The following is a 26,515-nucleotide window of genomic DNA, read 5'->3' on the forward strand; positions in this document are numbered from 1 at the left end:
AGTCGTGTCAGCTCACCACATGTTGAGGACGAGGCGCGCCTCGTCGGACATCCGGTCAGGGGTCCAGGTCGGTTCCCAGACCACGTTGACGCTGACGGGACCGACGCCCGCGACGCTCGCCACCGCGTTCTCCACCATGGTCGGCAATTCGCCGGCGGCGGGACAGTTTGGCGTGGTCAGCGTCATCTCGACGTCCACCGAGCGGTCATCCTTGATGTCGACCTTGTAGATCAGGCCGAGTTCATAGATGTCCGCCGGAATTTCCGGGTCGAAGACGGTCTTCAGCGCGGCCACGATATCGGTGCCGAGACGTTCGGTTTCCTCGGGCGGCAGCGCCGACTGGGTATCGAACTTCAGGCCTGCCGGTTCGGCTGTCTGGACGGTGTCGTTCATGCGAAGAGCTCCCGCGCCTTGATAAGCGCCTGCGCCAACTGATCGACTTCAGCGCGCGTATTATACATGCCGAATGAGGCCCGGCACGTCGCCGTGACGTTGAATCGCTCCAGAAGCGGCATGACGCAGTGGGTTCCTGCCCGGACCGCGATGCCGCTGCGGTCAATGACCGTCGCCACATCATGTGGGTGCGCTCCGGCCATTTCAAAAGAGATCACTGGTCCCTTGCCCCTGGCATTGCCGATAACGCGAATGGAATTGATCTCCCGCAGCCGGTCGGTGGCATAGGTCAGCAAATCATGCTCATGGGCCGCGATGCGGTCCTTGCCGATCGAATTGACGTAGTCAATCGCCGCGCCAAGCCCGATGGACTCGACGATCGCCGGTGTACCGGCCTCGAACTTGTGCGGCGGATCGCCATAGGTGACCCAGTCCTTCGTCACCTCACGGATCATCTCGCCGCCGCCGTTATACGGGCGCATCGCAACCAGATGATCGTATTTCGCGTAGAGCACGCCAATACCGGTCGGCCCATAGAGCTTGTGGCCGGTGAAGACGTAGAAATCGCAGTCGATGTCCTGCACGTCGATGGTCTGATGCACAGCCGCCTGACTGCCATCGACCAGCACCGGAATGCCGCGGGCATGGGCGATCTTCACGACCTCCTTGACGGGCACGACAGTGCCCAGCGCATTCGACATCTGCGTGATCGCGACGATCTTCGTCTTCGGCGTCAGGAGCTTCTCGAACTCCTCGATCAGGAAATTGCCTTCGTCATCGACCGGCGCCCACTTGAGAACGGCGCCCTGCCGTTCGCGCAAGAAGTGCCACGGCACGATGTTGGAGTGATGCTCCATGATCGAGAGGACGATCTCGTCGCCCTCCTTGATGTTCGGAGCGCCCCATGACGACGCGACGAGGTTGATTGCCTCGGTGGCATTACGCGTGAAGATGATTTCTTCATTGCGCTTTGTATTCAGGAATTGCGCAACCCGCGTGCGGCCGCCCTCATAGGCATCGGTTGCCGCATTGGCGAGATAGTGCAATCCGCGATGCACATTGGCGTATTCGGACTTGTAGGCTTCGCTCATGCGATCGAGCACTGCGTTCGGCTTTTGCGCCGATGCGGCGTTGTCGAGATAGACAAGCGGCTTGCCGTAGACCTTCAGCGCGAGCGCCGGAAAATCCTGGCGGACCCGCTCGACATCGTATGAGCCGTTGGCAACAGCCGGATGCATGATCAGCCCCGCACCGCCAGCCATCGTCCGGCAGCCGCCATCGCGACGTCGCGCAGATTGTCATCCACGATCGACTCGATGGCTTCACCGACGAAGGCGGCGATCAGAAGCGCCTGCGCTTCCTTCTCCGGAAGGCCGCGCGCACGCAGATAGAACAGCAAGCTCTCATCTAGCGCACCGGCCGTCGCGCCGTGACCGCACGTCACGTCATCCGCGAAGATTTCCAGCTCCGGCTTGCTGTCCGCTTCGGCCTCGTCCGACAGAAGCAGCGCGCGGGTCATCATCTTGCCGTCAGTCTTCTGTGCGTCGGGCTGCACAATGATGCGACCCTGGAACACGGAATGCGCACGGTCATCGAGCACCGCGCGGAAAACTTCGCGGCTCGAGCAATGCGGCACCGCATGATCGACCACCAGCGTGGTGTCGCCGTGGCGGCGAGCACCGAGCAGGTTGACGCCGTTTGTCGTCAGTTCGCTGCCCTCGCCGGCGAACCTGATGAAGCCCTGATACCGGCTGACGCTGCCGCCATTGGTCAGGTTGAACGTATTCAGCTTCGCCTTCGCGCCGATGGTGAAGATGCCCGTTGTCACATGCGCCGCATCGAGCGCATCTTCCATCAGGCGGACGTGCTGCAGCTCGGCCTCATCGCCGATCCAGATCACGACGGAGTCGTGGGTTTGATAGGACTTTGCACCCTCCGCAGCGACAAAGCTCTCCACGAGCGTTGCCTGCGCGCCCTTCGCCAGTTTCAGCAGCGAGCGCGTCACCAGCGAGGTGCCGGAATCGGTCGCGACATGCACGATATGAATCGGCTTGGTCAGCGTGACGCCTTCGGCCACGTCGACAACAACACCGTCCGTCGCCAGTGCGGCATTCAGCGAAATCATCGCATCCGATGCGACGCTGGTCTGCAGCAGATCGGCGCGCACCTTGTTGCCGCCGTCCTCAAGGACTTCACGCAGGGTCCGCAGGTGAACACCCGCTTCCAGCGTGGTCACGTCCGAGAGTTGCGGCGTGAACACGCCGTCCACCAGCACCAGCTTCTGCGTATTCTCGATGCCGAGCGCCTTGATTGCCTTTGCCGCGCGGGTCAGGTCGGCCTGATCCGGTGCAGCAGCCAACGGCGCGACCTCGCGCAGCAGCGCGCGCAGATCGGTGTACTTCCATTCCTCGATGCGCCGGTGCGGCAGGCCGCGGCGGACGAAGTCGTCGAAGGCATTCTGACGGACTTCGGCAACCGGACCCGATCCGGGCAAACGGCTGCGCGCCGCGGCGAACAATTCGCCAAGCGCATCCGTTGTCGATTGAACCAATGCAACGTTCATGATCGGACCTGCTTACGCTGCCTTGCCTTCATACTGGGCGTAACCGGACTTCTCCAGCTCCAGCGCCAGCTCCTTGCCGCCGCTCTTGACCACGCGGCCCTTCGACATGACGTGAACCACGTCCGGGACGATGTAGTTCAGCAGCCGCTGATAGTGAGTGATGACGACCATCGCGCGATCGGGCGAGCGCAGTGCATTGACGCCGTCGGCGGCGATGCGCAGCGCGTCGATGTCCAGACCCGAATCCATTTCGTCGAGGATGCAGAGGCTGGGCTGGAACAGCCCCATCTGCAGCACTTCGTTGCGCTTCTTCTCGCCGCCGGAGAAGCCGACGTTGACGCCGCGCTTGAGCATATCCATCGGAATGTTGAGCGACTTGGCGATCTCGCGCACCTTCTTCAGGAACTCTGGCGCCATCAGTTCGGTCTCGCCCCGCGCCTTGCGCTGCGCGTTGAGCGCCGTGTGCAGGAAGTTCATCGTGGTGACGCCGGGGATTTCCACCGGATACTGGAATGCGAGGAACACACCCTTGGCGGCGCGCTCGTCCGGCGCCATCTCCAGCAGGTCTTCGCCCTTGAACAGGATCTCGCCGCCGGTCACTTCATAGCCGGGTTTGCCGGCGATGACGTGGCTCAGGGTCGACTTGCCCGAACCGTTCGGGCCCATGATGGCGTGAACCTGCCCCGCGTTCACAGTGAGGTCGAGACCATGAAGGATCTCGTTATCTTCCACCTGAACCTTGAGGCCTTTGACTTCGAGTAACGCGGTCATCCAACACTTCCTTCCAGCGAGATCGAGATCAGCTTCTGCGCCTCGACCGCAAATTCCATCGGCAACTGCTGCAGCACGTCCTTCACGAAACCGTTGACGACTAGCGCCACGGCTTCTTCCTGAGAGAGACCGCGCTGGACGCAGTAGAACAGCATGTCTTCGGAAATCTTCGACGTCGTCGCTTCGTGCTCGAAATGCGCCGACGAGTTCTTGGCTTCGATATACGGCACGGTGTGCGCGCCGCACTTGTCGCCGATCAGCAGCGAGTCGCACGCCGTAAAGTTGCGCGCGCCCGTCGCCTTGCGATGCGCGGTGACAAGACCGCGATAGGTGTTCTGCGACTTGCCGGCCGCAATGCCCTTCGAGATGATGCGGCTCGACGTGTTCTTGCCGAGGTGAATCATCTTGGTGCCCGAGTCGACCTGCTGGAAGCCGTTCGAGATCGCGATCGAATAGAATTCGCCTTGCGAGTTGTCGCCGCGAAGGATGCAGCTTGGATACTTCCAGGTGATCGCGGAGCCGGTTTCCACCTGCGTCCATGAAATCTTGGAGTTCTTGCCGCGGCAGTCGCCACGCTTGGTGACGAAGTTATAGATACCGCCCTTGCCTTCCGAGTTGCCCGGATACCAGTTCTGGACCGTCGAATACTTGATCTCGGCATCGTCCAGCGTGACGAGTTCGACCACGGCGGCATGCAACTGGTTCTCGTCGCGCTGCGGCGCCGTGCAGCCTTCGAGGTACGAGACGTAAGCACCCTTGTCGGCGATGATCAGCGTGCGCTCGAACTGGCCGGTGTTGCGCTCGTTGATGCGGAAATAGGTCGACAGCTCCATCGGGCAGCGCACGCCTTCCGGCACGTAGACAAACGAGCCGTCGGAGAACACCGCCGAGTTGAGCGTCGCGAAATAGTTGTCGGAGGTCGGCACCACGGTGCCGAGATATTTCTTCACCAGTTCGGGATGTTCGCGGATCGCTTCCGAGATCGGCATGAAGATCACACCGGCCTTCTTCAACTCGGCCTGGAACGTGGTCGCAACCGACACTGAATCGAACACGGCATCGACAGCGACGCGGCGCTCGCCTTCGGGACGCACGACACCGGCGAGCATTTCCTGCTCGCGCAGCGGAATGCCGAGCTTCTCGTAGGTCTTCAGAATTTCGGGATCGACTTCGTCGAGCGAAGCCAACGCCTTCTTCTTCGGCGCGGAGTAGTAATAGAGATCCTGATAGTCGATCTTCGGATAATCGACACGCGCCCAGGTCGGCTCTTCCATGGTCAGCCAGCGGCGGAACGCCTCAAGGCGCCACTCGAGCATCCACTCCGGCTCATTCTTCTTGGCGGAGATGAATCGGACGGTGTCTTCGGAGAGACCCTTCGGGGCCTTTTCGGATTCGATGATGGTTTCGAATCCATAGCGATATTGATCGACGTCGATCTGGCGAACCCGATCGACCGTCTCTTGTACGGCCGGCATCTTTATCCTCCGCTCGCGGTTTCAAGGACCGCGGTGGACCGCGTAAGTTGTAGCAGGCAAAAACACTCGCAAAACGAGAATGTTAGAACTGTTCAAGCCCGATTGCTGGAGCTTTACGTAATACACTCGCGAGCTTTATCCAAGCCTCCAGACAACGATCTATGCCCGCTTCGGTGGTGTCCCAGCCCAGACTGAGGCGAATAGCTCCCTGCAGTAGCACTGGATCAACGTTCATCGCTTGAAGAACGTGCGACGGCTGAACCTTGCCGGACGAGCAGGCGGAGCCGGACGACACCGCAATACCCTCCAGATCGAAGCCGATCACCGCGGTTTCGGCCTTGAGGCCGGGCGCGGACATCAGCGTCGTATTGGGCAATCGCGGAACAGAATCCGAGAAAATCACCGTCCCGGGATGGCTTCTGAGGCCCTTTTCGAGCCGCGCCTGAAGGGCCTTCATCCGGGTGACGTCGGCGGCGTCCATGGACGCCATTGCCGCCGTCACGGCTGCTCCAAAGCCGGCGATACCGGGGACATTTTCGGTTCCGGCCCGCCGGCTCTGTTCCTGGCCGCCGCCTCTTATCAGCGCTTCCAGGCCGGACAGGGTATCGCCCACAATCATGGCCCCGACGCCCTTCGGGCCGCCGATCTTGTGCGCGGAAACCGTGAGAATATCCGCTCCGAGTGATCTGATATTTATAGGTATTCTTGAAAAAGCCTGCACGGCATCGACATGCAGGACGCCCCCTGCGGCATGGACGCGTTCCGCCACCTGCGAAACCGGCTGGATCGCGCCGGTCTCGTTGTTGGCCATCATCACCGACACCAGCGCCGGCGGCTGATCGGCCAGCAGCTCGGCAAGTGCGTTAAGGTCGATCACACCCGACGGAAGTACCGGCGCGATCTTGATCGCATCCGCCGCGAATCGCCCGCCCGCGAGCACCGAGGGATGCTCGATGGCGGAGACGATCAGCCGCTGCACCGGTTCCGCGCGTCCCCGGCGCAGTCCGGGCGTCAGCGCCAGGGCGTTGGCTTCGGTGCCGCCGGAGGTGAAAACCACGTTCCGCTGGTCCGCGCCGAGCGCGGCAGCGACCGCAGAGCGCGCGTCCTCAACCAGCTTCCGCGCCGCCCGGCCCTCGCTGTGCACCGACGACGGGTTCCCCTCAACATCGAAGGCATCCGCCATCGCACTGCGCGCCTCGGGCCGCAGCGGTGTCGTCGCATTCCAGTCGAGATAAACCCGCTCACGCATGTGGCCGCACAGTCCAATCCGCCTTGAGAGGCATTTTTATCCCGCAATTGCATGAAAATAATCAGCAATCCGGCCTAACAGCACCTCCCGGCAGGCGCAATATGCTTGCTTTTTGCCCCTTGCCCCATGCTAGAAGGCGGCACCATTCGACAGACATTTCGTTTGCAATGGCCGCTCGGCCAGCACAACGACGCTTCAAAGGAATTTTGATGCCTGAAGTCATTTTCACCGGCCCTGCCGGCCGTCTTGAAGGCCGCTATCATCCGGCGAAGCAGAAGAACGCGCCGATTGCGATGGTGCTGCACCCGCATCCGCAGTTCCAGGGCAATATGAACCACCCGATCGTTTATCAGGTCTACTACGCGTTCGTCGCACGCGGGTTCTCCGTGCTGCGTTTCAACTTTCGCGGCGTCGGCCGCAGCCAGGGTTCGTTCGATCATGGCACCGGCGAACTGTCGGATGCAGCCTCCGCCCTCGACTGGGCACAGACCATCAATCCCGAAGCACGCGCCTGCTGGGTCGCGGGATTTTCGTTCGGCGCATGGATCGGCATGCAGCTCTTGATGCGCCGTCCCGAGGTCGAAGGCTTCATCTCGATCGCGCCGGAGCCGAACCGTTACGACTTTTCGTTCCTCGCACCCTGCCCGTCTTCCGGCCTGATCGTTCACGGCGACAAGGACATCGTGGCGCCTGCGAAGGACGTCACCACGCTGGTGGAGAAACTCAAGACGCAAAAGGGAATCGTGATCGACCAGCAGGTCATTCCCGGCGCCAACCACTTCTTCGTGGACAAGATGGAGCCGCTGATGGAGTCGGTGACATCCTATCTCGACATGCGGCTTGCCAACGTGCGCTAACCTTCACTCCTTCTCAAATGAAAAATGGCGCGGACGAATGTCGCCCGCGCCATTTTCATGAACTGAACCTGCGCCCTTAAGCAGCGGCACGCCGGTCCAGTTGGGAAAGGTACGACTTGTGCTTTTCCATGAAGGCCCGCAGTAGCGCCGGATAGTCCGCGCTCACCGCCTCACGAACTGAGGCGCGCTCGCGCAAGCTCTTGCGCCAACGCGCGATCCTCGGCTTGTTATCGAGAATGCCGAAATCGCCGATCTCGTCGAACACATCGAAGTAACGGAAGACGGGCGCGAACACGGCATCGACCAGCGAGAATTTTTCGCCGTCAAAAAACGGCGTCGCGACCAGACGCGCTTCCAGCCGCGCGAACTTGTCAGCCGCCTGCTTTGCTTTCGCCTTGAAGGCGGATTCGTCCGCGACAGTTTCAAGCCCCCAGATGTCGCCCAGCACGGCCGAGCCGAACTCGATCCATGCGCGATGTTCGGCGCGGGTCAGCGGATCCTGCGGATGTAACGGATTGGGTAGGGTCTCTTCCAGATATTCCAGAATGACCGCGGACTCGAACACCGCCTTGTCGCCGACCTGCAGCACCGGCACCTTGCCGAGCGGCGAAATCTTCAGGAACCAGTCCGGCTTGTTGTCGAGATCAATGTCGATCCGCTCGAACGGCACGCCCTTTTCTTTAAGAGAAATCACGGCGCGCTGAACATAGGGGCAGAGCTTGTGGCTGATCAGATTCAGCGGCGCGCTCATGGCGTGTCCCTCCAGCGATGAGAGCACGGCGGGGGTCTGTCGCTCTCGACATTGGCGGTTGTTTCGCGCGCATAGCGCAAAAAGCCCTCGCGAATGACCTGAACGACGTGAATCAGTTCGACGACCAGCATCGGGAATCCCCTTCAATGCATTTGCATTGAAGTTAATGCGATCGCATGAAGTTTGTCAATATTCATGCATATGCATGCAATCACGGTTTCGCGAGGACGCCCCCGGTCAGGGCCGCAGGGACGCCTGTCGTCCCGGGGAATGTCAGCGGCAGGCTCTTGAGGCTGCGGACAGCCATGTAGGCGAAAGCCTGCGCCTCCACCGCATCGCCGGACCAGCCGAGATCGGCCCCACGCACCACCGTTGCGGGAGCCAGACGTTTGCCCAGCATCGTCATCAGGGTTGGATTGCTCGCACCGCCACCCACGACGATCCAGCGCGCAGGGAGTTTTGGCAGCATCTGCGCGATTGCGGCGATAGAAACCGCGGTCAGAGCGGTCAGCGTCGCCGCGCCATCCTGCACACTCATGCCTTCAATCGTCAGCGCTGCGAAATCGTTGCGGTCCAGCGATTTCGGTGGCGGCAAGGCAAAGAACGGACGGCTCAGAGCGCGTGAGATCCATTCCTCGTCAATGCGTCCTGAGGCCGCCGCGCGCCCGTCGCGATCCACCGCCTCGCCTGTTCTGCGCAGCATGAAGTCATCGAGCAGCGCATTGCCAGGACCCGTGTCGCAGGCGATCAAGGTATCTCCGTCGATATAGGTGATATTCGCAACACCGCCGATATTCACAACAACAGTCGGCCCGTCGCTGTTTTGCATGTTCACCAGCGCGCGGTGATAAACCGGGACAAGCGGCGCGCCCTGCCCGCCGGCGGCGACGTCCGCCGCGCGCAAATCGAAGACGACCGGAATCCCGAGCGTTCTGGCAAGCGCCCGACCGTCGCCGATCTGCACGGTCAGTTTTCGTTCGGGACGGTGCAGAACCGTCTGGCCATGAAATCCGACGACATCAATATGGGAGCGCGAAAGACCGTTGGCCTGCAGAAAATCTTCGATTGCCTCGGCATGCGCGCGGGTCACCAGTTTTTCCGCATCTGCCGACGCGCCCGGCCGTGCATCCCGATCCGTCATTGGCGCGGCATCGGCGAGCGCCCGTCGCAGCAGGTCACGCTCGGCGCCGGTATAGGCGCGGTACGCGGTCGGGCCGAACCGCCCGATACGCTCGCCATCCGTTTCGATCAGTGCGACATCCACCCCATCCAGGGAGGTGCCGCTCATGAGGCCAATCGCAGTCAGCACAGGCCGTTCCTCGTTTGAATCCGACAGCGGACCTGATACACCACAGGCCCCAATAAATGGCTAAATCTCCCGAAGAGTCCCGATATGAGCGCCCACAAGTCCGATTTCCTCAATGTCCTGCAGAGCCGCGGCTTCATCCACCAGATGTCGGATGCCGCCGGTCTCGATGCCCTTGCCGAAAAGGGCGATGTGACAGCCTACATCGGATATGACTGCACGGCCTCATCCCTGCATGTCGGACACCTGCTCTCGATCATGATGCTGCACTGGCTTCAGAAGACCGGCAACAAGCCGATCGTGCTGATGGGCGGCGGCACCACGCGTGTCGGCGATCCGTCCGGCCGCGACGAAACGCGCAAGCTGCTGACTTACGAACAGATCGACGCCAACAAGGAAAGCATCAAGGGAACCTTCACCAAGCTCATCAGGTTCGGCGCGGGCAAGAGCGATGCGGTGATGGCCGACAATGCCGAATGGCTAACCACGCTGAACTACATCGAAATGCTGCGCGACGTCGGCCGGCATTTCTCGATCAACCGCATGCTGACCATGGACTCGGTACGCATGCGGCTCGAACGCGAGCAGGAGCTGTCGTTCATCGAATTCAACTACATGATCCTGCAGTCCTACGATTTCGTCGAACTGTCGCGCCGTTACGGCTGCAACCTGCAGATGGGCGGCTCCGATCAGTGGGGCAATATCGTCAACGGCATCGACCTCGGCCGGCGCATGGGCACGCATCAGCTCTATGCGCTGACCTGTCCGCTGCTCACCACCTCATCCGGAGCGAAGATGGGCAAGACAGCCGCGGGCGCGGTCTGGCTGAATGCCGATCTCCTCAGCAACTACGACTACTGGCAGTTCTGGCGCAACACCGAGGACGCGGACGTCGAGCGCTTCCTGAAACTGTTCACGCTGCTGCCGATGGACGAGATCGCGAAGCTCGCCGCGCTGAAGGGCCAGGACATCAACGAGGCGAAGAAGGTTCTCGCGACCGAAGCCACCGCGCTCATTCGCGGGCGCGAGGCCGCCGACGCCGCCTCGGAAACCGCCCGCAAGACCTTCGAGGAAGGCGCCATCGGAGGCGACCTGCCAACGCTGGAAATTCCGCGCGCCGAACTCGACGCCGGCGCGCCAGCGCTCGGACTGTTCGTCAAGGCGGGCCTTGTCGCGTCGAACGGCGAAGCACGCCGTCAGATCAAGGGCGGCGGACTGCGTATCAACGATACGCCCGTTACCGATGACAAGATCAGCCTGACGCCGAAGGACCTGACATCGGACGGCGTGGTGAAGCTATCCATGGGCCGCAAGAAGCACGTCCTGCTCAAGCCGGTGTGACGCCGGCGGCTAGCTTCGCTGGACCATGGTCATCATGGTCGCCGACATCGTGGCGATCAGCTTTTCGCGCTCGCCCTCGACGGCATAGGCACGGCCTTCCGAGACCACCAGCGTGCGTCCCGGCTTGATGACATGACCGACGAAGCGGAACGTCAGGCCCTTCGCGGGCGCCAGCAGGTTGATCTTGAACTCGACGGTGAGAATGTCGGCATTCGCGGGCATCAACGTGTAGGACGCGAGGCCGCACGCTGTATCGAGACCGGCGGAGACGATCCCGCCATGCAGAAATCCGTTCTGCTGCGAGAAATTCGCATCATACGGCATTCGCAGTTCGAGCGTTCCCGGCTCGATCCGGGCCAGCGTGATCCCGAGCGTTGTCAGCGCCGCCTGCCCGGCGAACGTCTTTCGCACCCGCGCTTCATAGTCGGGATCCTGAACCTGAAACGCGCTCATTGCTGGGTCGGCGACGAAAAATCGTTCGGCGTGCTCTGCCGGCCGGTATTGAAATCGAAAATCTTGCGGAACACACCGGGGGCCATCGCCGAGATCGGATTGACGCGCAACACCGGCGCACCGGGCGTGCCAACGACTTCGTAGGTGATGCCGATCAGGCCTTCGTTGCTGCCGCCGCCGAGGAACAGTCCGACGATCGGAATCTGCCCGAACATATTGTTCAGGCCATAGAGCGGAACGAAGGTGCCGCTCATCTTCACCTGATTGACCGGATAGTCGATGAACCCTTCGATGGTCGCGCCGATGGTCGGCCCGCGCAGCACGCCATCCTTCACTCGCAACTGCCCGCTCTGGCGCGAAAACTCCGCACGCATGCCGGAGAACGCCACGCCTTGCGAATTCGCATTCGGCGCATTGGCCACGGCGCGATCCAGCGCAGCTTCGCCCTTGATGGTGAAGTCACGGACGTTCAGCAATCCTTCCTGCGGCGACGTATCGGAGGTCGGCGGGTCCACCGCCAGCCACATCTTGCCGCCGCTCATCTTCGCGTAGGTATCGGTGAAACGGAAAAACGCGCCGGCGTCGTTGGTTTCGAGATACATCACCTCGCGTCCCTGCCCGCGGCTCCGCATATCGCCGATCACCGGCGTATCGCGTCCCAGCTTGCCGCTCAGGGAGAACGTCCGGACCGTGCCGTTGCGGCGCGTGAGTTTCAGGTCGATGCTGCGCACCGCTTCGCCGTAATATCCCGCGAGCGCGCCCAGCTTGGCGTCGATATCAATATCGAAGTTCTTCGACTTTTCCTTGGTGCTCTGATCGCGGCCCGACATCGCGCTCTTGATGAAGCCGCGGCCGTCGAACACCTCTCCGCGCATCGTCACCTTGAGCATTCCGTCAGGCTGGCGCTCGGCCTTCAGGTTCGCCTTGTCGCCTTCCGACGGCGAAAATACAGGGAACGACGCATTGACCAGATCGTTCTTGTCATCGACTTCGAGAGACCCCTTGATCGAGGTACCGTTGCCTTCGACGACGATATCCTCGAAGCGTGTGCCCTGGGGCTTCTGCACGACGTTGAATGTCATCTTCGTCGTCTTGCCGGCGACCTTGGTCCAGCCCGGCAACAGGTTGTCGATGCGCGCGGCGGTCAGATCGGCCTCGACGCCGAACCGGTTATCGCGATTGTCGCCTTCGTTGCCGGAAATCTTGCCGGTCAGCTTGATCGGGATCGCGCCGCTCAGGCTCGATCCGAGATCGACGCCGAGACGCGCCCGGGCCGCATCGTCCAGGGTCGCCGCAAGACGGACATCGGCATCGCCATCGCTGTTCTTGCGATAATCGAGCGCCGCCGGTTGCCCCGCGATCTTGACATCGCCCTTCACGCGGTAGCCCTGGTTGTCGGCAACAACCTTCAGCGAATTCGCCTCGAGCTTCTGGTTCATCGCCAGCTTGTCGACGGCAAGCGCGCCGAGATCGAGGCTGATGGAATATGTCGTATCGGCCTTGGTCAGCGCGTTCTTCAGCGGCATCGCAAGCGTGACGATTGCTGAGACCGTGCCCTTGCTCGAATTCGGATCGATCACCGTATCACCGGCTTCTCGCAACCTTTCTGACTGCAGCACTTCGGCGGCAGCCGGCACCGGTCCGTCGACACGGAAACGCACCTTGGTGGGCGCCGGCTTCGGCGCGAGATCGGGCACTTCAAAGGTCAGGTCCGAAATGTTCAGCCGCCGTCCCGCAGGTGTATCGACGGCCCCCTGTCCAACATTGATATTGACGGTGCGTCCGCTGACGCGCCCCTTCATGTCGGCGTCGCGGACCAACGGCAGATCATCCACGGGCCTGATTGTGAGACCACTCGCCAGGAAATTCACCGACAGACCATCATCCGGAATCGGCGGACCGCCGCGAACGAGCGTATGTACCGGCGCATTCACCGCCACATCGAGCCGCTGGAGGTTTCCGCGATCGACACGTTCGGTGACCCATTCACGGACCTCGGGGACGATCAGGACCGGCCAGATGCGTTTGAGGACCGACACTGGCATCGGTGTCGCGGCCATTCCGAGAGTCAGGCGCGGCTCGCCCGAATAGTCGAGACTTCCCGAACCCGCCACGCCGATCTCGCCGTTGCTGATGTCGCACTGGGTCAGCAGGATCCGGCGGTTGTCGGTGTCGAAGCGGATGCGGATCGCGATCCGGTTGAAGATCGAGGCTGGTTCTCCCGCTTCGCCCGCGAGCAGAATGGTTCCGCCACTCAGGCCGAGTTGCCAGTTTGGAATGCTGCCGTTAGGCGGTTCAAGATGCGCGAGCAGCGTGATGCGGTTGGAACCGGCATTGACGTGGAACGGCGCGACCATGACGCGGCGTCCTGCATCCCATTCGACCCGGGCATCGGCCTGGTCGATGACCATCGGGTAGTCGGGCACGTTGAGATCGACGATAGTACCCTTGCCCGCGACGATCTCGCCGCGGAAGTAAGTCGGCAAACCGTCGCGGCCGAGTTCACCCTTGAACTCGCCGCTGAGTGGCATGTCCGCCGAATAGGTAAAATCCTTCAAACGTGCGGCGAGCAGCAGGTTGTTGGCCGGCACCTTGTTGGCGCTGATATCGATCGAGCGCACGCCGTTGGACGGTGCGCCCACCGCGACCTTCAGCTCCCAGCCATTCTTGCCCTCTTCACCGACACTAAGGGCGACGCCGCCGCCGGCAGGCCGCCGCAGGCTCATGCTGATATTCGAGAAATTCAGGGTGCCGCCGCTGCGCTGGTCTTCGACGACCAGCGCACCGTTGCGCAATCCGATTTCGTTGAGGCTTTTGCCGTCGAGGCCGTTAGCGCTCAAGCTGTCAAGCCAGTCAAGCGCGGCGATCAATCCGCCGGTGCCATTGGACGATGCTGCGGATGACGCGGCGACGGTCGGCGGCGGCGCGGGCGATGCCTGGAACGGCAGTGGCGCCGGTGCCGATGAAGTCTGCGCCGCAGGCTTGACCGGCACCTTGCCGGTCGCGAGCGGACTGTTGCCCTGTCCCGTTGAAACGATCACCCGGCCGTCCGGCGTGATCTTCACCGCAAGTTCGGCACCCACAAGCCGCAACGTTTCCGCGCGAAGTCGCCCGGTGAGCAGCGCCATACCGGAAAGCCTCACTTCGGCTTTGGGCGCGTTCGCGACGATGTGGTGGTCGTGGTCGCGCACGACAATGTCACGCAGGCGCACGGCGATGCGAATGCGGCCTGCACGCTCGATCTGGGTCCCGCCCACCTCGACGGTATGATCGTGTCCGAGATTTTCCTCGATCGCCGATGCAAGCCACGGCGTCATGATGTCGAGGTTGACCGGCCCCGCGCCGAGGCGCAGCCACAGCGCGCCGAACGCGCCCCCGAAAACCACGCCCAGCGACGCCAGCACGAGCAAGGTCCGCCCGATCCATGGACTGCCGCCACCGCCGCCTCGGCGGCGCAGCCGGCGGAACCAGTCCGTGAACCGATGAACGCCGATGGTCGGGCGGTTGAGAAGTTTGATGGCCCGATCGCAGGCCGCATCGTCATGGTGATTCCAGCCGGAATCGTCCCAATGCCGGTGCTCATCTGCCGCCTTGGCAAAGGCTTTCTGGGGCTCTGATCTCGGCATTGCCTCTCGGTCGTGATGTCAGCCTGGTCGAGCCGCCGGGCGTCAAAGCGTAAAACTGGAGACTCGCTCCGTCGGTGTCTGCCAGACTAAACGCCCAGTCTTAGTTTATCGTTTTATGTGTCGTTCGAGCGGTGGCCTGAGAAAGTCTTAAATTCAATAGTTTGGGCTGTTCAGCATACCTCGGGAGCGTCGGATTTGCCCAGCCGAAGAAACCGGCTTTGATGTCCTCGTCGCCGTTCTGATGATTCCCTAAATACCCTGCTGAAAGCGACGAAAGGAAGGCGTATGTCCAAGAAAACGCGCAAGAAATCGTCCAAATCGCCACCGAAATCGGCAGGCGGAAAACCCAAAGCCGCGAAACGGCTGGCTACCAAAGCCGCCGCCGGTCAATCGGCGAAAAAGACCGCGGCCAAACGCCCCGCTGCGAAAGCTCTTGCCTCCAGGACGGTAGCCGCGAAGGCCGCCAAAAAGACTCCTGCAAAGACCCCAAAACCGGTGGGGAAATCCGCTCCGGTGCTGTCCGAGGGACAATCGGCCCCGGCCTTCTCGCTCCCGCGCGATGGCGGGCAGACCGTGTCACTGGCGAACTATGCCGGGCGCAAGCTGGTGATCTTCTTCTATCCGCGCGCCGATACGCCGGGCTGCACTCTGGAAGCGATCGCCTTCAGCCGCCTCGCGGACGAATTCGCCGATGCCGGGACTGCCGTCCTTGGCGTCTCGGCGGATTCCGTGACCAAGCAAGAGACCTTCCGCGACAAGCATGACCTGACGGTTCCGCTCGTCTCGGACGAAACGCTGGGCATGCTGAAGGCCTATGGCGTCTGGGGCGAAAAGTCCCTGTATGGTAAAACCTTCATGGGAATTGTTCGGACCACGGTTCTGGTCGATGCGGACGGCCGGATCGCCAGAATCTGGCGCACTGTCAGGGTCGATGGCCACGCCGATGCCGTCCTGGACGCAGCGCGTGCTCTTTAAGTCATCAGGTATCATTTTCCGAAAATTAACCATGAAAGGTTCAAATCGGCCCCTGTAATTGAGCCGTCTGGATGAGTCCGGCCGGCGCGGGAGTGCTGATGTCGAACCGTTCTGCCCACCACCATCCTGATCGTCACCAGCACCATCACGGCCACCATGACCATGCGAGGGCGCAGCAGCGGCGGCCTGCGCATCCTCGTCCGGATCGCAACGGCTACACCATTGTCCATCACGGCAAGGCTGTCCGGTTCGGACCCGTCGTGTTCTGGATCGTGGTCGGATCGGTCGTGGTGATGGGCGCATGGTCGGCGGCGACCGCGACCTATTTCGCCTTCCGCGACGACGTGCTGACCCGGCTGATCGCCCGTCAGGCGGAAATGCAATACGCCTACGAAGACCGCATCGCCGAACTGCGCGCGCGCGTTGACCGCACCACCAGCCGCCAGTTGCTCGATCAGGAGCAATACGATCAGAAGCTCAACCAGATCATGCGGCGGCAGGCGCTGCTTGAGTCGCGCGCCGCCGCGCTCAACGCGATGCCCGACGCAACCCCGACCGGTTCGATCAGGCCCACGGCGCGTGGAGCGCAGGCGACAGATGCCGGCTCATCGACGGGTGTGCCGAAGCCCTCGCCGATCAACGACACCGTTATTTTCGTTACGCCGCCGGATCGCGAAGCCCGCCTTGAGTCCCGCACACCGGCCGCCGCGCACCCGCGTACCGAATTTGCCAAGGCCAACGGCGTCGACAGCGTGCTGACGAATCTGAATTCGGCGCTCGACAAGGTCGAAGGCCGCCAGGTCGCGGTTCTCAGCTCGGTCGAGGGCACCTACGAATCCAAGATGCGCCGGATGCGCGGCCTGATTACCGACCTCGGCCTCGACATGGCGCAGCTTGAGGCCGCTGCGCCGAAAGGCGGCATGGGCGGCCCCTATATACCGGTCACCAAGCCATCGTCGGACGCCAGCGCCTTCGACCGTCAGCTTTACCGGATCAATCTGAGCCGTGCGCAGGTCGACAAGCTCACGCGCACGCTGTCGCTGGTGCCTTATCGCAAGCCGGTTGTCGGCAATGTCGAATTCTCGTCCGGATTTGGCGTGCGCAGCGATCCGTTTCTCGGCCGCCCTGCGATGCACAGCGGTCTGGACTTCCGCGCCTCGACCGGCGATCCGGTTCGCGCCACCGCAAACGGCAAGGTCGTCAATGCGGGATGGAGCGGCGGCTATGGCCGCATGGTCGAAATCGACCACGGCAACGGCCTGTCGACGCGCTACGGGCATCTGTCGGCGATCAACGTCAAGATCGGCGAGCGCGTGACAATCGGTCAGGTGATCGGCGAGGTCGGCTCGACCGGACGTTCCACCGGCCCTCACCTCCACTACGAAACCCGTATCGACGGCGAGGCCGTGGACCCTCAGAAATTCCTGCGCGCCGGGGTCCGCCTGACGCAGGGGTGAGTCCGGCTCATGCCGCGCCGGAGCGGACGAACAAGCGAAACACGCGGCCGTCCATCACCAACAGCGCGCTCGCGATCACCAGCGCGCCGACGATCTCCCGCGCTTCAATCCGCTCCCCGAGAAAGAAATAGCCAAGCAGGATCGCGCTGACCGGCACAAGCAGCGTCACCAGCATGACATTGCTGGCGCCGGATCGCTCGATGATCTGAAAGAACAGAATGAACGCCAGCGCGGTCGAGAGCGCGGCAAGGCCGAGAACGGCCAGCCACGTCACCATTCCCGGCATCTGCAATTGCCACGGACGATCGAAGACGCTTGCCAGAACGATCATCATCAGCGCCCCCGAAGCGAGTTGGAAGGTCGCCGCGCCTATCGGCGGGGCGCCAGCCAGCTTTCGCCTGGCCCACAACGCGGAGAAGCCGAAGCAGGTCGTGGCCCCAAGGCAGAACAAAACGCCGACGGTCTGCTTTGAACCGATATCGAATTCAAACCCCTTCAGGATGAAGACGCCGCACAGGCCCAGCAAGACGCCCGCAACGCGGCGCAGGATCAGCCGCTCCTCCCCGAACGCCGCAGCGACCAGAACAGTGAAAACCGGTGTGGTGGCATTCACCACCGCGGCTGTTCCACTCGGAATATAGGTCTGCCCCATCACGATCAGCGAGAACGGCATCACATTGTTGATCAGCGCCATGACCGCGAACGGCCACCATCCCGCAATGCCCCTTGGAAAAGGAATCCGATTGGCCCACAGCACGGGCAGAAGGATCAGCGTCGCGAGCGACAGCCGGATGCAGACAAGCGTGAGCGGCGGCAGTTCTTTCAGGGCGACGCCAGTGAAAAAGAACGTCCCGCCCCAGAGAAGGGACAGAAAGACAAGCCGCGACCAGTCGCGCTCATCCATCCGCAGTTCGGTTTCTGAGAGTCGGTCCTGAACAACAGCCATGGCGAACAGGAATACGCGGCGGTCCGGCAATGAACCACCCGCTTCCCGGCAACCCGGCTCCGCGTTTGGAGCGCTATCAAACGAAGTGGAGCCGGCTCGCGTCAGGAAAACGCGAGCATCAAACCTAATCCACGTCCTCGATCGCGCCTGGCGAGGTGCCGAACGCCTTCTGCGCCAGCGTCGCGGCCATGAACTCGTCGAGATCGCCGTCGAGCACGCCCTGGGTGTCGGACGTCTGCACACCGGTGCGCAGGTCCTTCACCATCTGATACGGCTGCAGCACGTAAGACCGGATCTGGTGGCCCCAGCCGATGTCGGTCTTGGCCGCCTGATCGGCCGCGGCCTTCTCTTCGCGCTTCTTGAGTTCGATTTCATAGAGGCGCGCGCGCAGCATGTCCCAAGCCTGCGCCCGGTTCTTGTGCTGCGAACGTCCGGCCTGACAGACCACCGCCACGCCGGTCGGAATGTGCGTCAGACGCACCGCGGATTCGGTCTTGTTGACGTGCTGGCCGCCTGCCCCACCCGAACGCATCGTATCGGTGCGGACGTCGGCCTCCTTGATGTCGATCTTGATGCTGTCATCGACCACGGGGAAAATCGCGACGCTCGAGAACGACGTATGCCGACGGGCGCTGGAATCGAACGGCGAGATGCGCACGAGGCGATGCACGCCCGCTTCGGTTTTCAGCCAGCCATAGGCGTTGTGACCGCTGATCTGGATGGTCGCGGACTTGATGCCGGCTTCCTCGCCTTCGGTTTCTTCGAGGTACTCGATCTTGAAGCCGTGCTTTTCCGCCCAGCGCGTATACATGCGCAGCAGCATCGACGCCCAGTCCTGGCTCTCGGTGCCGCCGGCGCCGGCGTGGACTTCGAGATAGGTGTTGAACTTGTCGGCTTCGCCGGACAGCAGTGCTTCCAGCTCCTGCTTGGCAACGTCCTTTTTCAGCCCCTTGAGCGCATTCTCGGCTTCGAGAACGACACCCTCATCTTTTTCGGCCTCGCCGAGTTCGATCATGCCGATCTGATCTTCGACCTCACGCTCAATACGGCCGATGCCGGTGAGCTGCCCCTCGAGCGAGGTGCGCTCCTGCATCAGCTTCTGGGCTTTCTGCGGATCGTTCCAGAGATTGGGATCTTCGGCGAGAGCGTTCAGTTCGGCGAGACGCGCCGTGGCAGCATCGACGTCAAAGATGCCTCCTCAGCAGCCCGACTGACTGCTTGATCTCTTCAACAAGGCGTTCGATTTCAGGACGCATGACAATTCCAGCTAGCAGCAACGCGGCTGCGATTCAAAAGACGACAGGGATTTAGCGGCTGGCGGCGGCCAGCGCAACGTGGCGCTGGCTAGTAAAGACCGCCCGTCCCCGGCCGGAAGATCGCCCGATCTGCATCGGGCGAAACGCCGCCCGGCGAGCGATCCGCATCCGCAACGCCGATAACCGAATAGTTGTCAGGCGGCGCAGTGCCGGGCTTGAAGGCTTCGAGGATCGTCCGTCCGCTGTCGCCGGGCCCCGCGCGCATGCCGGACTTCGCATCGACGCGGATCAGCTTGATGCCGGCGGGAACCTTGAACGGCACCGCGGGCTTGTCGGCGAGCGCGAGCTTCATGAAGTCCTTCACCACGGGCGCAGCCAGATGGCCGCCGGTGCCGCCACGGCCGAGATTGCGCGGCTTGTCATAGCCGATATACACGCCGACCACGAGATCGGGCGAGAAGCCGATGAACCACGCATCCTTCTCGTCGTTGGTGGTGCCGGTCTTGCCCGCGATCGGCTTGCCGACTTCGCGCAGAACCGTCGCTGTACCGCTCTGCACGACGCCTTCCATCATCGAGGTGATCTGATAGGCGGTCATGGAATCGAGCACCTGCTCGCGCCGGTCCACAAGAGTCGGCTCCGGTTGGTTCTTCCAGCCGTCGGGAGCATCGCAGCCACGGCATTCGCGCTGGTCATGCCGGAAGATGGTGTGGCCGTAGCGGTCCTGGATCCGGTCGATGAGCGTCGGCTTCACCCGCTTGCCGCCGTTCGCAAACATCGAATAGGCGGTGACCATGCGCATCACCGTCGTCTCGCCGGCGCCGAGCGCGTAGGACAGATAGTTCGGCAATTCGTCATAGATGCCGAAACGCTTGGCGTATTCGCCGATGAGCGGCATGCCGACGTCCTGCGCGAGCCGCACGGTCACCGTATTGAGCGAGCGGATCAGCGCGTTGCGCAGCGTGGTCGGACCGTAATACTTGCCGGTCGAATAGTTTTCCGGACGCCAGACGCCAGCGCCCTGCCCCTGGTCGATTTCGATCGGCGCGTCCACCACCACGGTGGATGGCGTGTAGCCGTTGTCCATCGCGGTCGAGTAGACGATGGGCTTGAAGGATGAACCCGGCTGACGATAGGCCTGCGTCGCGCGGTTGAACTGGCTCTGATCGAACGAGAAGCCGCCGACCATGGCCAGCACGCGGCCGGTCCACGGGTCCATCGCCACCATCGCGCCGGAGACTTCCGGCACCTGGCGGAGCCGGTACTGCCCCTCAACCTTGTTGCCATCCTTGTCCAGAAGCGGATCGACATAGATCACATCGCCCGGCGACAGCACCTGCGTCACAGCCGTCGGCGTCTTGAACCGGGTCGGCCCGCTCGCGGCCTTCGCCCAGCGCACGCCATCGAGCGAAATCAGGCCGGTGTCGCGCGTTTTGGAGACCGCGCCGCCAAGCTCGCGTCCCGGCTGGAAGCCGATACGTGCCGACTGATCGCTGGTCTCGAGCACCACGGCCATGCGCCACGGGGAAATATCGGAAAGTGACTTCACTTCCGCGAGTTTCACGCCCCAGTCACCGGTAATGTCGATCTTGTTTTGAGCGCCGCGCCAGCCCTGCGCCTCGTCGAACCTGACAAGACCGGCCACCACCGACTTGCGCGCCATCACCTGCAGCTTCGGATCGAGCGAGGTGCGGACCGACAGGCCGCCTTCATAGAGCTTCTTTTCGCCGTAGCGCTCGAAGATGTCGCGGCGGACTTCCTCGGCGAAATACTCACCGGCAAAAATATGCGCGGCATTGGAACGCGAGGTCACGACCAGCGGTTCCTTGCGGGCCGCGACGGCGTCGGCCTGCTTGATCCAGCCGTTTTCAAGCAGGCGGTCGATCACGTAGTTGCGGCGCTCGATGGCGCGGTCACGGTTGCGGACCGGATGCAGCGCGGCGGGCGCTTTCGGCAGCGCGGCCAGATAGGACGCTTCCGCGATGGTGAGTTCGTTCACCGACTTGTCGAAGTAAACCAGCGACGCGGCGGCGATGCCGTAGGCGCCGAGGCCGAGATAGATTTCGTTGAGATACAGTTCGAGAATCTTGTCCTTGGTGTAGGTGCGCTCGATGCGCATCGCCAGCAAGGCTTCCTTGATCTTTCGGTTGAACGACACCTCGTTGGTCAGCAGGAAGTTCTTCGCGACCTGCTGTGTGATCGTGGACGCGCCCTGCGGGCGGCGGTTGGACCCGAAGTTCTGCGCATAGAGGATGGCGGCGCGCGCCATGCCGGTGAAGTCGATGCCGCCGTGCTCGTAGAAGTTTTTGTCTTCCGCCGCGAGAAACGCATTGATGACGGGCTTGGGGATTGCCTGGATCGGCAGATACAGCCGGCGCTCCTTGGAGTATTCGCCGAGCAGCGAGCCGTCCGCCGCATGCACGCGCGTCATCACCGGGGGTTCGTAATCCTGCAACTGCGAATAATCCGGCAGGTCCTTTGAAAAGTGCCAGATCAGGCCCGCGACCGCCGCGACGCCGACAAGGAACACGATCGTTCCGGCCGCGAACAGAAAGCCCATGAACCGCAACAGCAAGCGCATCGTCAGTATCCGTCCTTAGCGTCGGGGCGCGATCATGGCGCACATCGGAGATTCCGAACCGGACTATACCATCCGGCCTTCGGGCGTGGGCCGATTCTGGTCCGTTTCTGATCTGAAATCCTATAGAGCCGCCGCTGTGGCCAAACTAGGGCCTCGGCGGCAATACCGCTGCAAATTCAAGCCGAACGCTTTTATTTTGAAGCGCCCGCGGAAACCACGCGCTTGCCGAGAAACGCATCCACCGCCTGGGCGACCGACCCGACCGTGCGGGATCGCCAGCTTTCCGAGACCAGATGCTGAAGATCACCCTTGTTCGACACATAGCCGAGTTCGACCAGAACCGAGGGAACGTCATGCGCCTTCAGGACTCGGAAACCGGCCGACTTCAGCGGGTGCTTGTGCATCCGGGCGACCGTCTTCATCTCGTTGACAAGCGTTCTTGCAAAACGGTTTGAAAACGCACGGGTCTCGCGCTGGGTAAGGTCGATCAGGATATCGGCGACCTCAGCCGGTTCCTCGGTCAGATTGATACCGGCGATGGCGTCGGCCTTGTTTTCCGCCTCGGCGAGCCGTTCGGCTTCGGCGTCAGAGGCCCGATCCGAGAGTGTGTAAACGGTGGCGCCCTGCGCATCGCCTTCCCGCTTTGGCAGCGCGTCGGCATGGATCGAGACGAACAGCGCGGCCATATGGCTGCGGGCGATTTTCACGCGGTCGCCCAGCGGAATGAAGGTGTCGTCGTCGCGGGTCATCACAACACGGAACTTGCCGCTCTTTTCGATCCGGTCCCGGAGCGCCTTGGCAAAATCCAGCACGATGGTTTTCTCGGCCTCGCCGGTCGCGGCCTGTGTACCATTATCGACGCCACCGTGACCGGGGTCGATCACAATGACCGGCCGGGGATCGTTGGCCTTGCCCGATCCGGTTGTGCCCGTTGTGTCACTGGCATCGGCGATCGCCGGACGCAGTTGGACCCGCTCATCATTCGCCGGTGTCGGCTTGAAAGCAGAGCGCTCCACCGCCACGAGTTCGACCACCAGCCGCGCCGGCTGGCCGTTCGCAGCATCCATCACGAAGGCCTTTTCGACCCTGGCCGGGCCGGTCAGATCGAACACCACGCGCGAGCCTCCCGGCATGACAAGGCCATAGCGAAAGGCTCGGATCAGCCCCCGGCCCGAAGTTCCCGTTCCGGCGGGAAGATTGAAGGTCACCTGCGGGATGTCGAGGACGACCCGATACGGATCGCCAAGGACAAAAGCCCGGACATCGACCTTGCGGTCGAGATCGAGAATAAAGCGCGTCTGTTTGTTGTCGCCCGCCACGCGCACGTCGGAGGCGACCGGAAAGGCCTGCGCAACCGCTGGCTGCGGGGGCTGGGATTCGACGGCTTGGGCCAAGGGAATCGCGAAACACAGGAATGCTGCGGCGCACACCCAAGAAGTGACCAAGAATGCGCGATTTTTCCAGAGGGGCATCGACAAATCCGCAGTTTCCGGACACCTCATATCGCAATAGAACCGCACAGTTAACGGCGCCTTACTGCGCCTCAGAACGATTGCCGCGCTGTGTTGCAGCGTTGTGACGCTTCCCTTGCCAGAGGGCGGTGTTCGACGTATGTATGAAGGGCTGACGGTTTAAACTTGCGGTTGTGTCGCGTTCAGCTTCCCGGTGCAGCGCCAGGTCCTCGCATAGAGTTAGAGGTTCCAGCGTACCTTCCGACCCTCCACAGCCAGCGCAGCGCGCGGCTGACACGGAGCGGCGGTTACCAGCCCGAGCGGCTACTCCCATAACCGGCGACCGCTATTGAAAGGTGGCGGACCATCGAGAGCCAGCGCGCGCATTTGCGACCGCGTTGGCGCTGCCAGCACCGAATCCGCTGGCGATGTCGGCGGCAGAATACGGCGGCGCTTTGCCGCCCCAGAATACGGCGGCGTGTTTGCCGTCCAATGAATTAAACGGGCCGACGCTTGATGCGCCAGACTCTAATGCCGACCGGGATCGCACAGATCCCATCGACGACAGCAACGATACGACGCGGAGTTTTTGCGCGTCGCGTTTCGCTGGCGTCGCGGTCGGCACGGTGCCTCGGGCGGCGTTTTGGCCTTCCCCTCACCCCCGAATCAGGTGGACCGTTACGAACCCCGGCCATGCGCCATGCGCTGGCCGCCGAACGTGCCGTTCGCCGTCAAGAGCTCCAAAATGCCCAACAAGATGTTGATCGATGCGACCCATCCGGAAGAGACCCGGGTGGTCGTGGTCCGCGGCAATCGCGTCGAGGAATTTGATTTCGAATCTGCCCAGCGCAAGCAACTGCGCGGCAATATCTATCTCGCCAAAGTCACGCGCGTAGAGCCGTCACTGCAGGCCGCCTTCATCGAGTATGGCGGTAACCGGCACGGCTTCCTGGCCTTCAGCGAAATCCATCCCGACTACTACCAGATCCCGGTTGCCGACCGTCAGGCCCTGATCGAGGCCGACGAGCGTGCGCACCGCGAGGCCGAGGAAGAGTCGGAAAATCGCTCCAGCCGCCGCCGTTCGCGCCATCGCAATTCCCGCCGCCGCGACCGTGGCGAGCGTGTACAGAGTGAAATCGTCGAGAACGCAAGCGCTGAAACCGACGCACAGCCGCAGGGCGACGCGGCGCAGGTCGGCGATCACGCACCCGACTACCCGCATGACGCTGAAGCCGCGCATCATGACGACCATGGTCACGACGGCGACGATCATCCAGCGCATGCGCACGATGAGCATGGTCACGGCGATCACAGCGATGACGATCACACGCACGACCATGGCGTACACACCGAGGCACATGCAGCGGCGGATGCAGATGCGCCTGCCGTGTCTCCGGTCAGCGAAGATTCCGGCGCAGTGCACGACCATGCGCACGACGATCACGCGCACGACGATCAGCCGCATGAACACGACGCGACCGACGCCTCTCATGCCGACGAACCTCTCACGCTCGGAGAAGATCACCAGGACGAGCACCACGCCGACGACGCGGACGACGAGGATGACGAAGACGACGGCGAAGACGCCGAGGAAGAAGTCGTCGAGTCGGTCGGCGGCGATGATGTGCTCGAGGAAGTTCCGGAGCGCGCCTTCCGTCCGCGCCGCCAGTACAAGATTCAGGAAGTCATCAAGCGCCGCCAGGTGATGCTGGTGCAGGTCGTCAAGGAAGAACGCGGCAACAAGGGCGCCGCGCTGACGACTTACCTCTCGCTTGCCGGCCGTTACGCCGTCCTGATGCCGAACACCGCCCGTGGCGGCGGCATCAGCCGAAAGATCACCTCGGCGCAGGACCGCAACCGTCTCAAGGATGTGGTGCAGGACCTCGACGTGCCGGAGGGAATGGGGATCATCCTGCGCACCGCAGGCGCCTCCCGCACCAAGCCGGAAATCAAGCGCGACTTTGAATACCTGATCCGGATGTGGGAAACCGTCCGCGACACCACGCTCAAGTCGCAGGCGCCGACCCTCGTTTACGAGGAAGGCTCTCTCATCAAGCGTTCGCTGCGCGATCTCTACAACAAGGAAATCGACGAGGTTCTCGTGGCCGGTGAAGCCGGCTTCAACGAGGCGCGCGATTTCATGAAGATGCTGATGCCGAGCAATGTCCGCGCGGTGAAACAGTATCGCGACGGCCAGCCGCTGTTCTCGCGGATGGGCGTCGAAAGCCAGCTCGACGCGATGTTCTCGCCCACGGTAACGCTGCGCTCCGGCGGCTACATCGTCATCAACCAAACCGAAGCGCTGGTCTCGATCGACGTGAACTCGGGCCGCTCGACCCGCGAGCACCACATCGAGGACACCGCGCTCAAGACCAATCTTGAAGCTGCCGAGGAAGTCGCGCGCCAGCTCCGCTTGCGCGATCTTGCGGGCCTGATCGTGATCGACTTCATCGACATGGATGAGAAGCGCAACAACCGCGCGGTCGAACGCAAGCTGAGCGACTGCCTGCGGCAGGATCGCGCGCGCATCCAGGTCGGGCGCATCTCGCATTTCGGCCTGCTGGAAATGTCGCGTCAGCGCATCCGTGCCAGCGTGCTGGAAAGCTCCACCGAGCCCTGCCCGCATTGCGGCGGCTCCGGCCATGTCCGCTCGGTCTCGTCGGTCGCCCTGCAGTTGCTGCGCGGTCTCGAGGAAACCCTGATGAAGGGTCCGACCCACAATCTCACGGTGCGCACCCGCACCGACGTCGCGCTCTATGTGCTGAATCACAAGCGCGGCCATCTGCGCGATCTCGAAAGCAGCTTCAAGGTGACGCTGTCCGTGATTGCCGATCCGACCATCAGCGGGCAGCAGTCCTATGTGATTGACCGCGGCGAAGCCGTGCACACGCTTGAGGCCGCCAAGGCCATTCTGGCCGCGCAGCTCGCCGCGGCTCCCGCAGTGATTGAAGACACCTACGACTACGGTGACGACGAAACATTCGAAGCCGAAGCCGAATTTGAAGGCGACGATGAAGCCGAGGGCGAAGGCGACGGTGACGACGCGCAGGCCGCCGGTGCCACG

General features: G+C 62.4%; 20 protein-coding genes. 5 read left to right on the top strand and 15 right to left on the bottom strand.

Features of this window, described 5'->3' with window-relative positions; translation table 11 throughout:
* Positions 1–12: 12 nt before the first annotated feature.
* The 6 genes from HMPREF9696_RS05420 to HMPREF9696_RS05445 all read right to left on the bottom strand — a co-directional run bounded on the left by HMPREF9696_RS05420 (position 13) and on the right by HMPREF9696_RS05445 (position 6,451).
* The gene (locus HMPREF9696_RS05420; RefSeq protein ID WP_002711953.1) at positions 13–393 is read right to left on the bottom strand and encodes an SUF system Fe-S cluster assembly protein; all 381 of its coding nucleotides are present in this window, start codon (positions 391–393) and stop codon (positions 13–15) included.
* Entirely contained in the window at positions 390–1,655 is a 1,266-nt protein-coding gene (locus HMPREF9696_RS05425; protein ID WP_002711954.1) for a cysteine desulfurase, read from the bottom strand. Before HMPREF9696_RS05425 ends, HMPREF9696_RS05420 begins: the two co-directional genes overlap by 4 nt.
* On the bottom strand, positions 1,634–2,956 hold the full coding sequence (gene sufD, locus HMPREF9696_RS05430; RefSeq protein ID WP_002711955.1) for a Fe-S cluster assembly protein SufD: 1,323 nt from the start codon (positions 2,954–2,956) through the stop codon (positions 1,634–1,636). The genes HMPREF9696_RS05425 and sufD overlap by 22 nt, the downstream gene beginning before the upstream one ends.
* 12 nt (positions 2,957–2,968) lie before the next feature.
* The gene (sufC, locus tag HMPREF9696_RS05435; protein ID WP_002711956.1) at positions 2,969–3,727 is read right to left on the bottom strand and encodes a Fe-S cluster assembly ATPase SufC; all 759 of its coding nucleotides are present in this window, start codon (positions 3,725–3,727) and stop codon (positions 2,969–2,971) included.
* The gene (gene sufB, locus HMPREF9696_RS05440; RefSeq protein ID WP_002711957.1) at positions 3,724–5,202 is read right to left on the bottom strand and encodes a Fe-S cluster assembly protein SufB; all 1,479 of its coding nucleotides are present in this window, start codon (positions 5,200–5,202) and stop codon (positions 3,724–3,726) included. Before sufB ends, sufC begins: the two co-directional genes overlap by 4 nt.
* Positions 5,203–5,284: 82 nt before the next feature.
* Positions 5,285–6,451 (bottom strand): cysteine desulfurase family protein, encoded by a 1,167-nt coding sequence (locus HMPREF9696_RS05445; RefSeq protein WP_002711958.1) that lies wholly within the window; start codon positions 6,449–6,451, stop codon positions 5,285–5,287.
* Between the two features lie 209 nt (positions 6,452–6,660).
* On the opposite strand from HMPREF9696_RS05445, the gene HMPREF9696_RS05450 reads away from it, so the two are divergent.
* Complete coding sequence (locus tag HMPREF9696_RS05450; protein WP_002711959.1) at positions 6,661–7,308, top strand: alpha/beta hydrolase; 648 nt, start codon at positions 6,661–6,663, stop codon at positions 7,306–7,308.
* A gap of 76 nt (positions 7,309–7,384) precedes the next feature.
* On the opposite strand, the gene HMPREF9696_RS05455 is transcribed toward HMPREF9696_RS05450, so the two are convergent.
* From HMPREF9696_RS05455 to HMPREF9696_RS05460, 3 genes are all read right to left on the bottom strand, one after another.
* Positions 7,385–8,059 (bottom strand): glutathione S-transferase family protein, encoded by a 675-nt coding sequence (locus tag HMPREF9696_RS05455; RefSeq protein ID WP_002711960.1) that lies wholly within the window; start codon positions 8,057–8,059, stop codon positions 7,385–7,387.
* Entirely contained in the window at positions 8,056–8,190 is a 135-nt protein-coding gene (locus HMPREF9696_RS22110; RefSeq protein WP_002711961.1) for a hypothetical protein, read from the bottom strand. Before HMPREF9696_RS22110 ends, HMPREF9696_RS05455 begins: the two co-directional genes overlap by 4 nt.
* 80 nt (positions 8,191–8,270) lie before the next feature.
* Positions 8,271–9,368, bottom strand: coding sequence for an anhydro-N-acetylmuramic acid kinase (locus HMPREF9696_RS05460; RefSeq protein ID WP_002711962.1), 1,098 nt, complete (start codon positions 9,366–9,368; stop codon positions 8,271–8,273).
* A gap of 84 nt (positions 9,369–9,452) precedes the next feature.
* On the opposite strand from HMPREF9696_RS05460, the gene tyrS reads away from it, so the two are divergent.
* On the top strand, positions 9,453–10,706 hold the full coding sequence (gene tyrS, locus HMPREF9696_RS05465) for a tyrosine--tRNA ligase (RefSeq protein ID WP_002711963.1): 1,254 nt from the start codon (positions 9,453–9,455) through the stop codon (positions 10,704–10,706).
* A gap of 9 nt (positions 10,707–10,715) precedes the next feature.
* Here tyrS and HMPREF9696_RS05470 read toward each other — a convergent pair whose 3' ends face one another.
* Together HMPREF9696_RS05470 and HMPREF9696_RS05475 are read right to left on the bottom strand one after the other, a co-directional pair.
* On the bottom strand, positions 10,716–11,159 hold the full coding sequence (locus HMPREF9696_RS05470) for a PaaI family thioesterase (RefSeq protein ID WP_002711964.1): 444 nt from the start codon (positions 11,157–11,159) through the stop codon (positions 10,716–10,718).
* Complete coding sequence (locus tag HMPREF9696_RS05475) at positions 11,156–14,785, bottom strand: YhdP family protein (RefSeq protein WP_002711965.1); 3,630 nt, start codon at positions 14,783–14,785, stop codon at positions 11,156–11,158. Before HMPREF9696_RS05475 ends, HMPREF9696_RS05470 begins: the two co-directional genes overlap by 4 nt.
* 285 nt (positions 14,786–15,070) lie before the next feature.
* On the opposite strand from HMPREF9696_RS05475, the gene HMPREF9696_RS05480 reads away from it, so the two are divergent.
* Together HMPREF9696_RS05480 and HMPREF9696_RS05485 are read left to right on the top strand one after the other, a co-directional pair.
* Positions 15,071–15,760, top strand: a complete 690-nt coding sequence (locus HMPREF9696_RS05480) for a peroxiredoxin (protein ID WP_002711966.1) — start codon at positions 15,071–15,073, stop codon at positions 15,758–15,760.
* A 98-nt stretch (positions 15,761–15,858) separates the two neighbouring features.
* Positions 15,859–17,217: a M23 family metallopeptidase gene (locus HMPREF9696_RS05485; RefSeq protein ID WP_174309451.1), complete on the top strand. Its 1,359-nt coding sequence runs from the start codon at positions 15,859–15,861 to the stop codon at positions 17,215–17,217.
* A 7-nt stretch (positions 17,218–17,224) separates the two neighbouring features.
* Here HMPREF9696_RS05485 and HMPREF9696_RS05490 read toward each other — a convergent pair whose 3' ends face one another.
* The 4 genes from HMPREF9696_RS05490 to HMPREF9696_RS05505 form a co-directional block, all read right to left on the bottom strand.
* Entirely contained in the window at positions 17,225–18,163 is a 939-nt protein-coding gene (locus HMPREF9696_RS05490; RefSeq protein WP_002711968.1) for a DMT family transporter, read from the bottom strand.
* Positions 18,164–18,287: 124 nt separating this feature from the next.
* A protein-coding gene (prfB, locus tag HMPREF9696_RS05495) for a peptide chain release factor 2 (protein ID WP_157169998.1) occupies positions 18,288–19,419 on the bottom strand; the annotation gives its coding sequence in 2 pieces (ribosomal slippage) (positions 18,288–19,349 and positions 19,351–19,419; 1,131 coding nt in all).
* An 88-nt stretch (positions 19,420–19,507) separates the two neighbouring features.
* Entirely contained in the window at positions 19,508–22,000 is a 2,493-nt protein-coding gene (locus HMPREF9696_RS05500) for a penicillin-binding protein 1A (protein ID WP_002711970.1), read from the bottom strand.
* A gap of 191 nt (positions 22,001–22,191) precedes the next feature.
* Positions 22,192–23,472: an N-acetylmuramoyl-L-alanine amidase gene (locus tag HMPREF9696_RS05505; protein WP_002711971.1), complete on the bottom strand. Its 1,281-nt coding sequence runs from the start codon at positions 23,470–23,472 to the stop codon at positions 22,192–22,194.
* Between the two features lie 724 nt (positions 23,473–24,196).
* Between HMPREF9696_RS05505 and HMPREF9696_RS05510 the strand changes: the two genes are divergently transcribed.
* The coding region (locus HMPREF9696_RS05510) for an Rne/Rng family ribonuclease (protein WP_081602435.1) at positions 24,197–26,515 on the top strand (2,319 nt) is incomplete at its 3' end.

It is taken from the genome of Afipia clevelandensis ATCC 49720, from assembly GCF_000336555.1.
GTDB classification, from domain to species: Bacteria; Pseudomonadota; Alphaproteobacteria; order Rhizobiales; family Xanthobacteraceae; genus Afipia; species Afipia clevelandensis.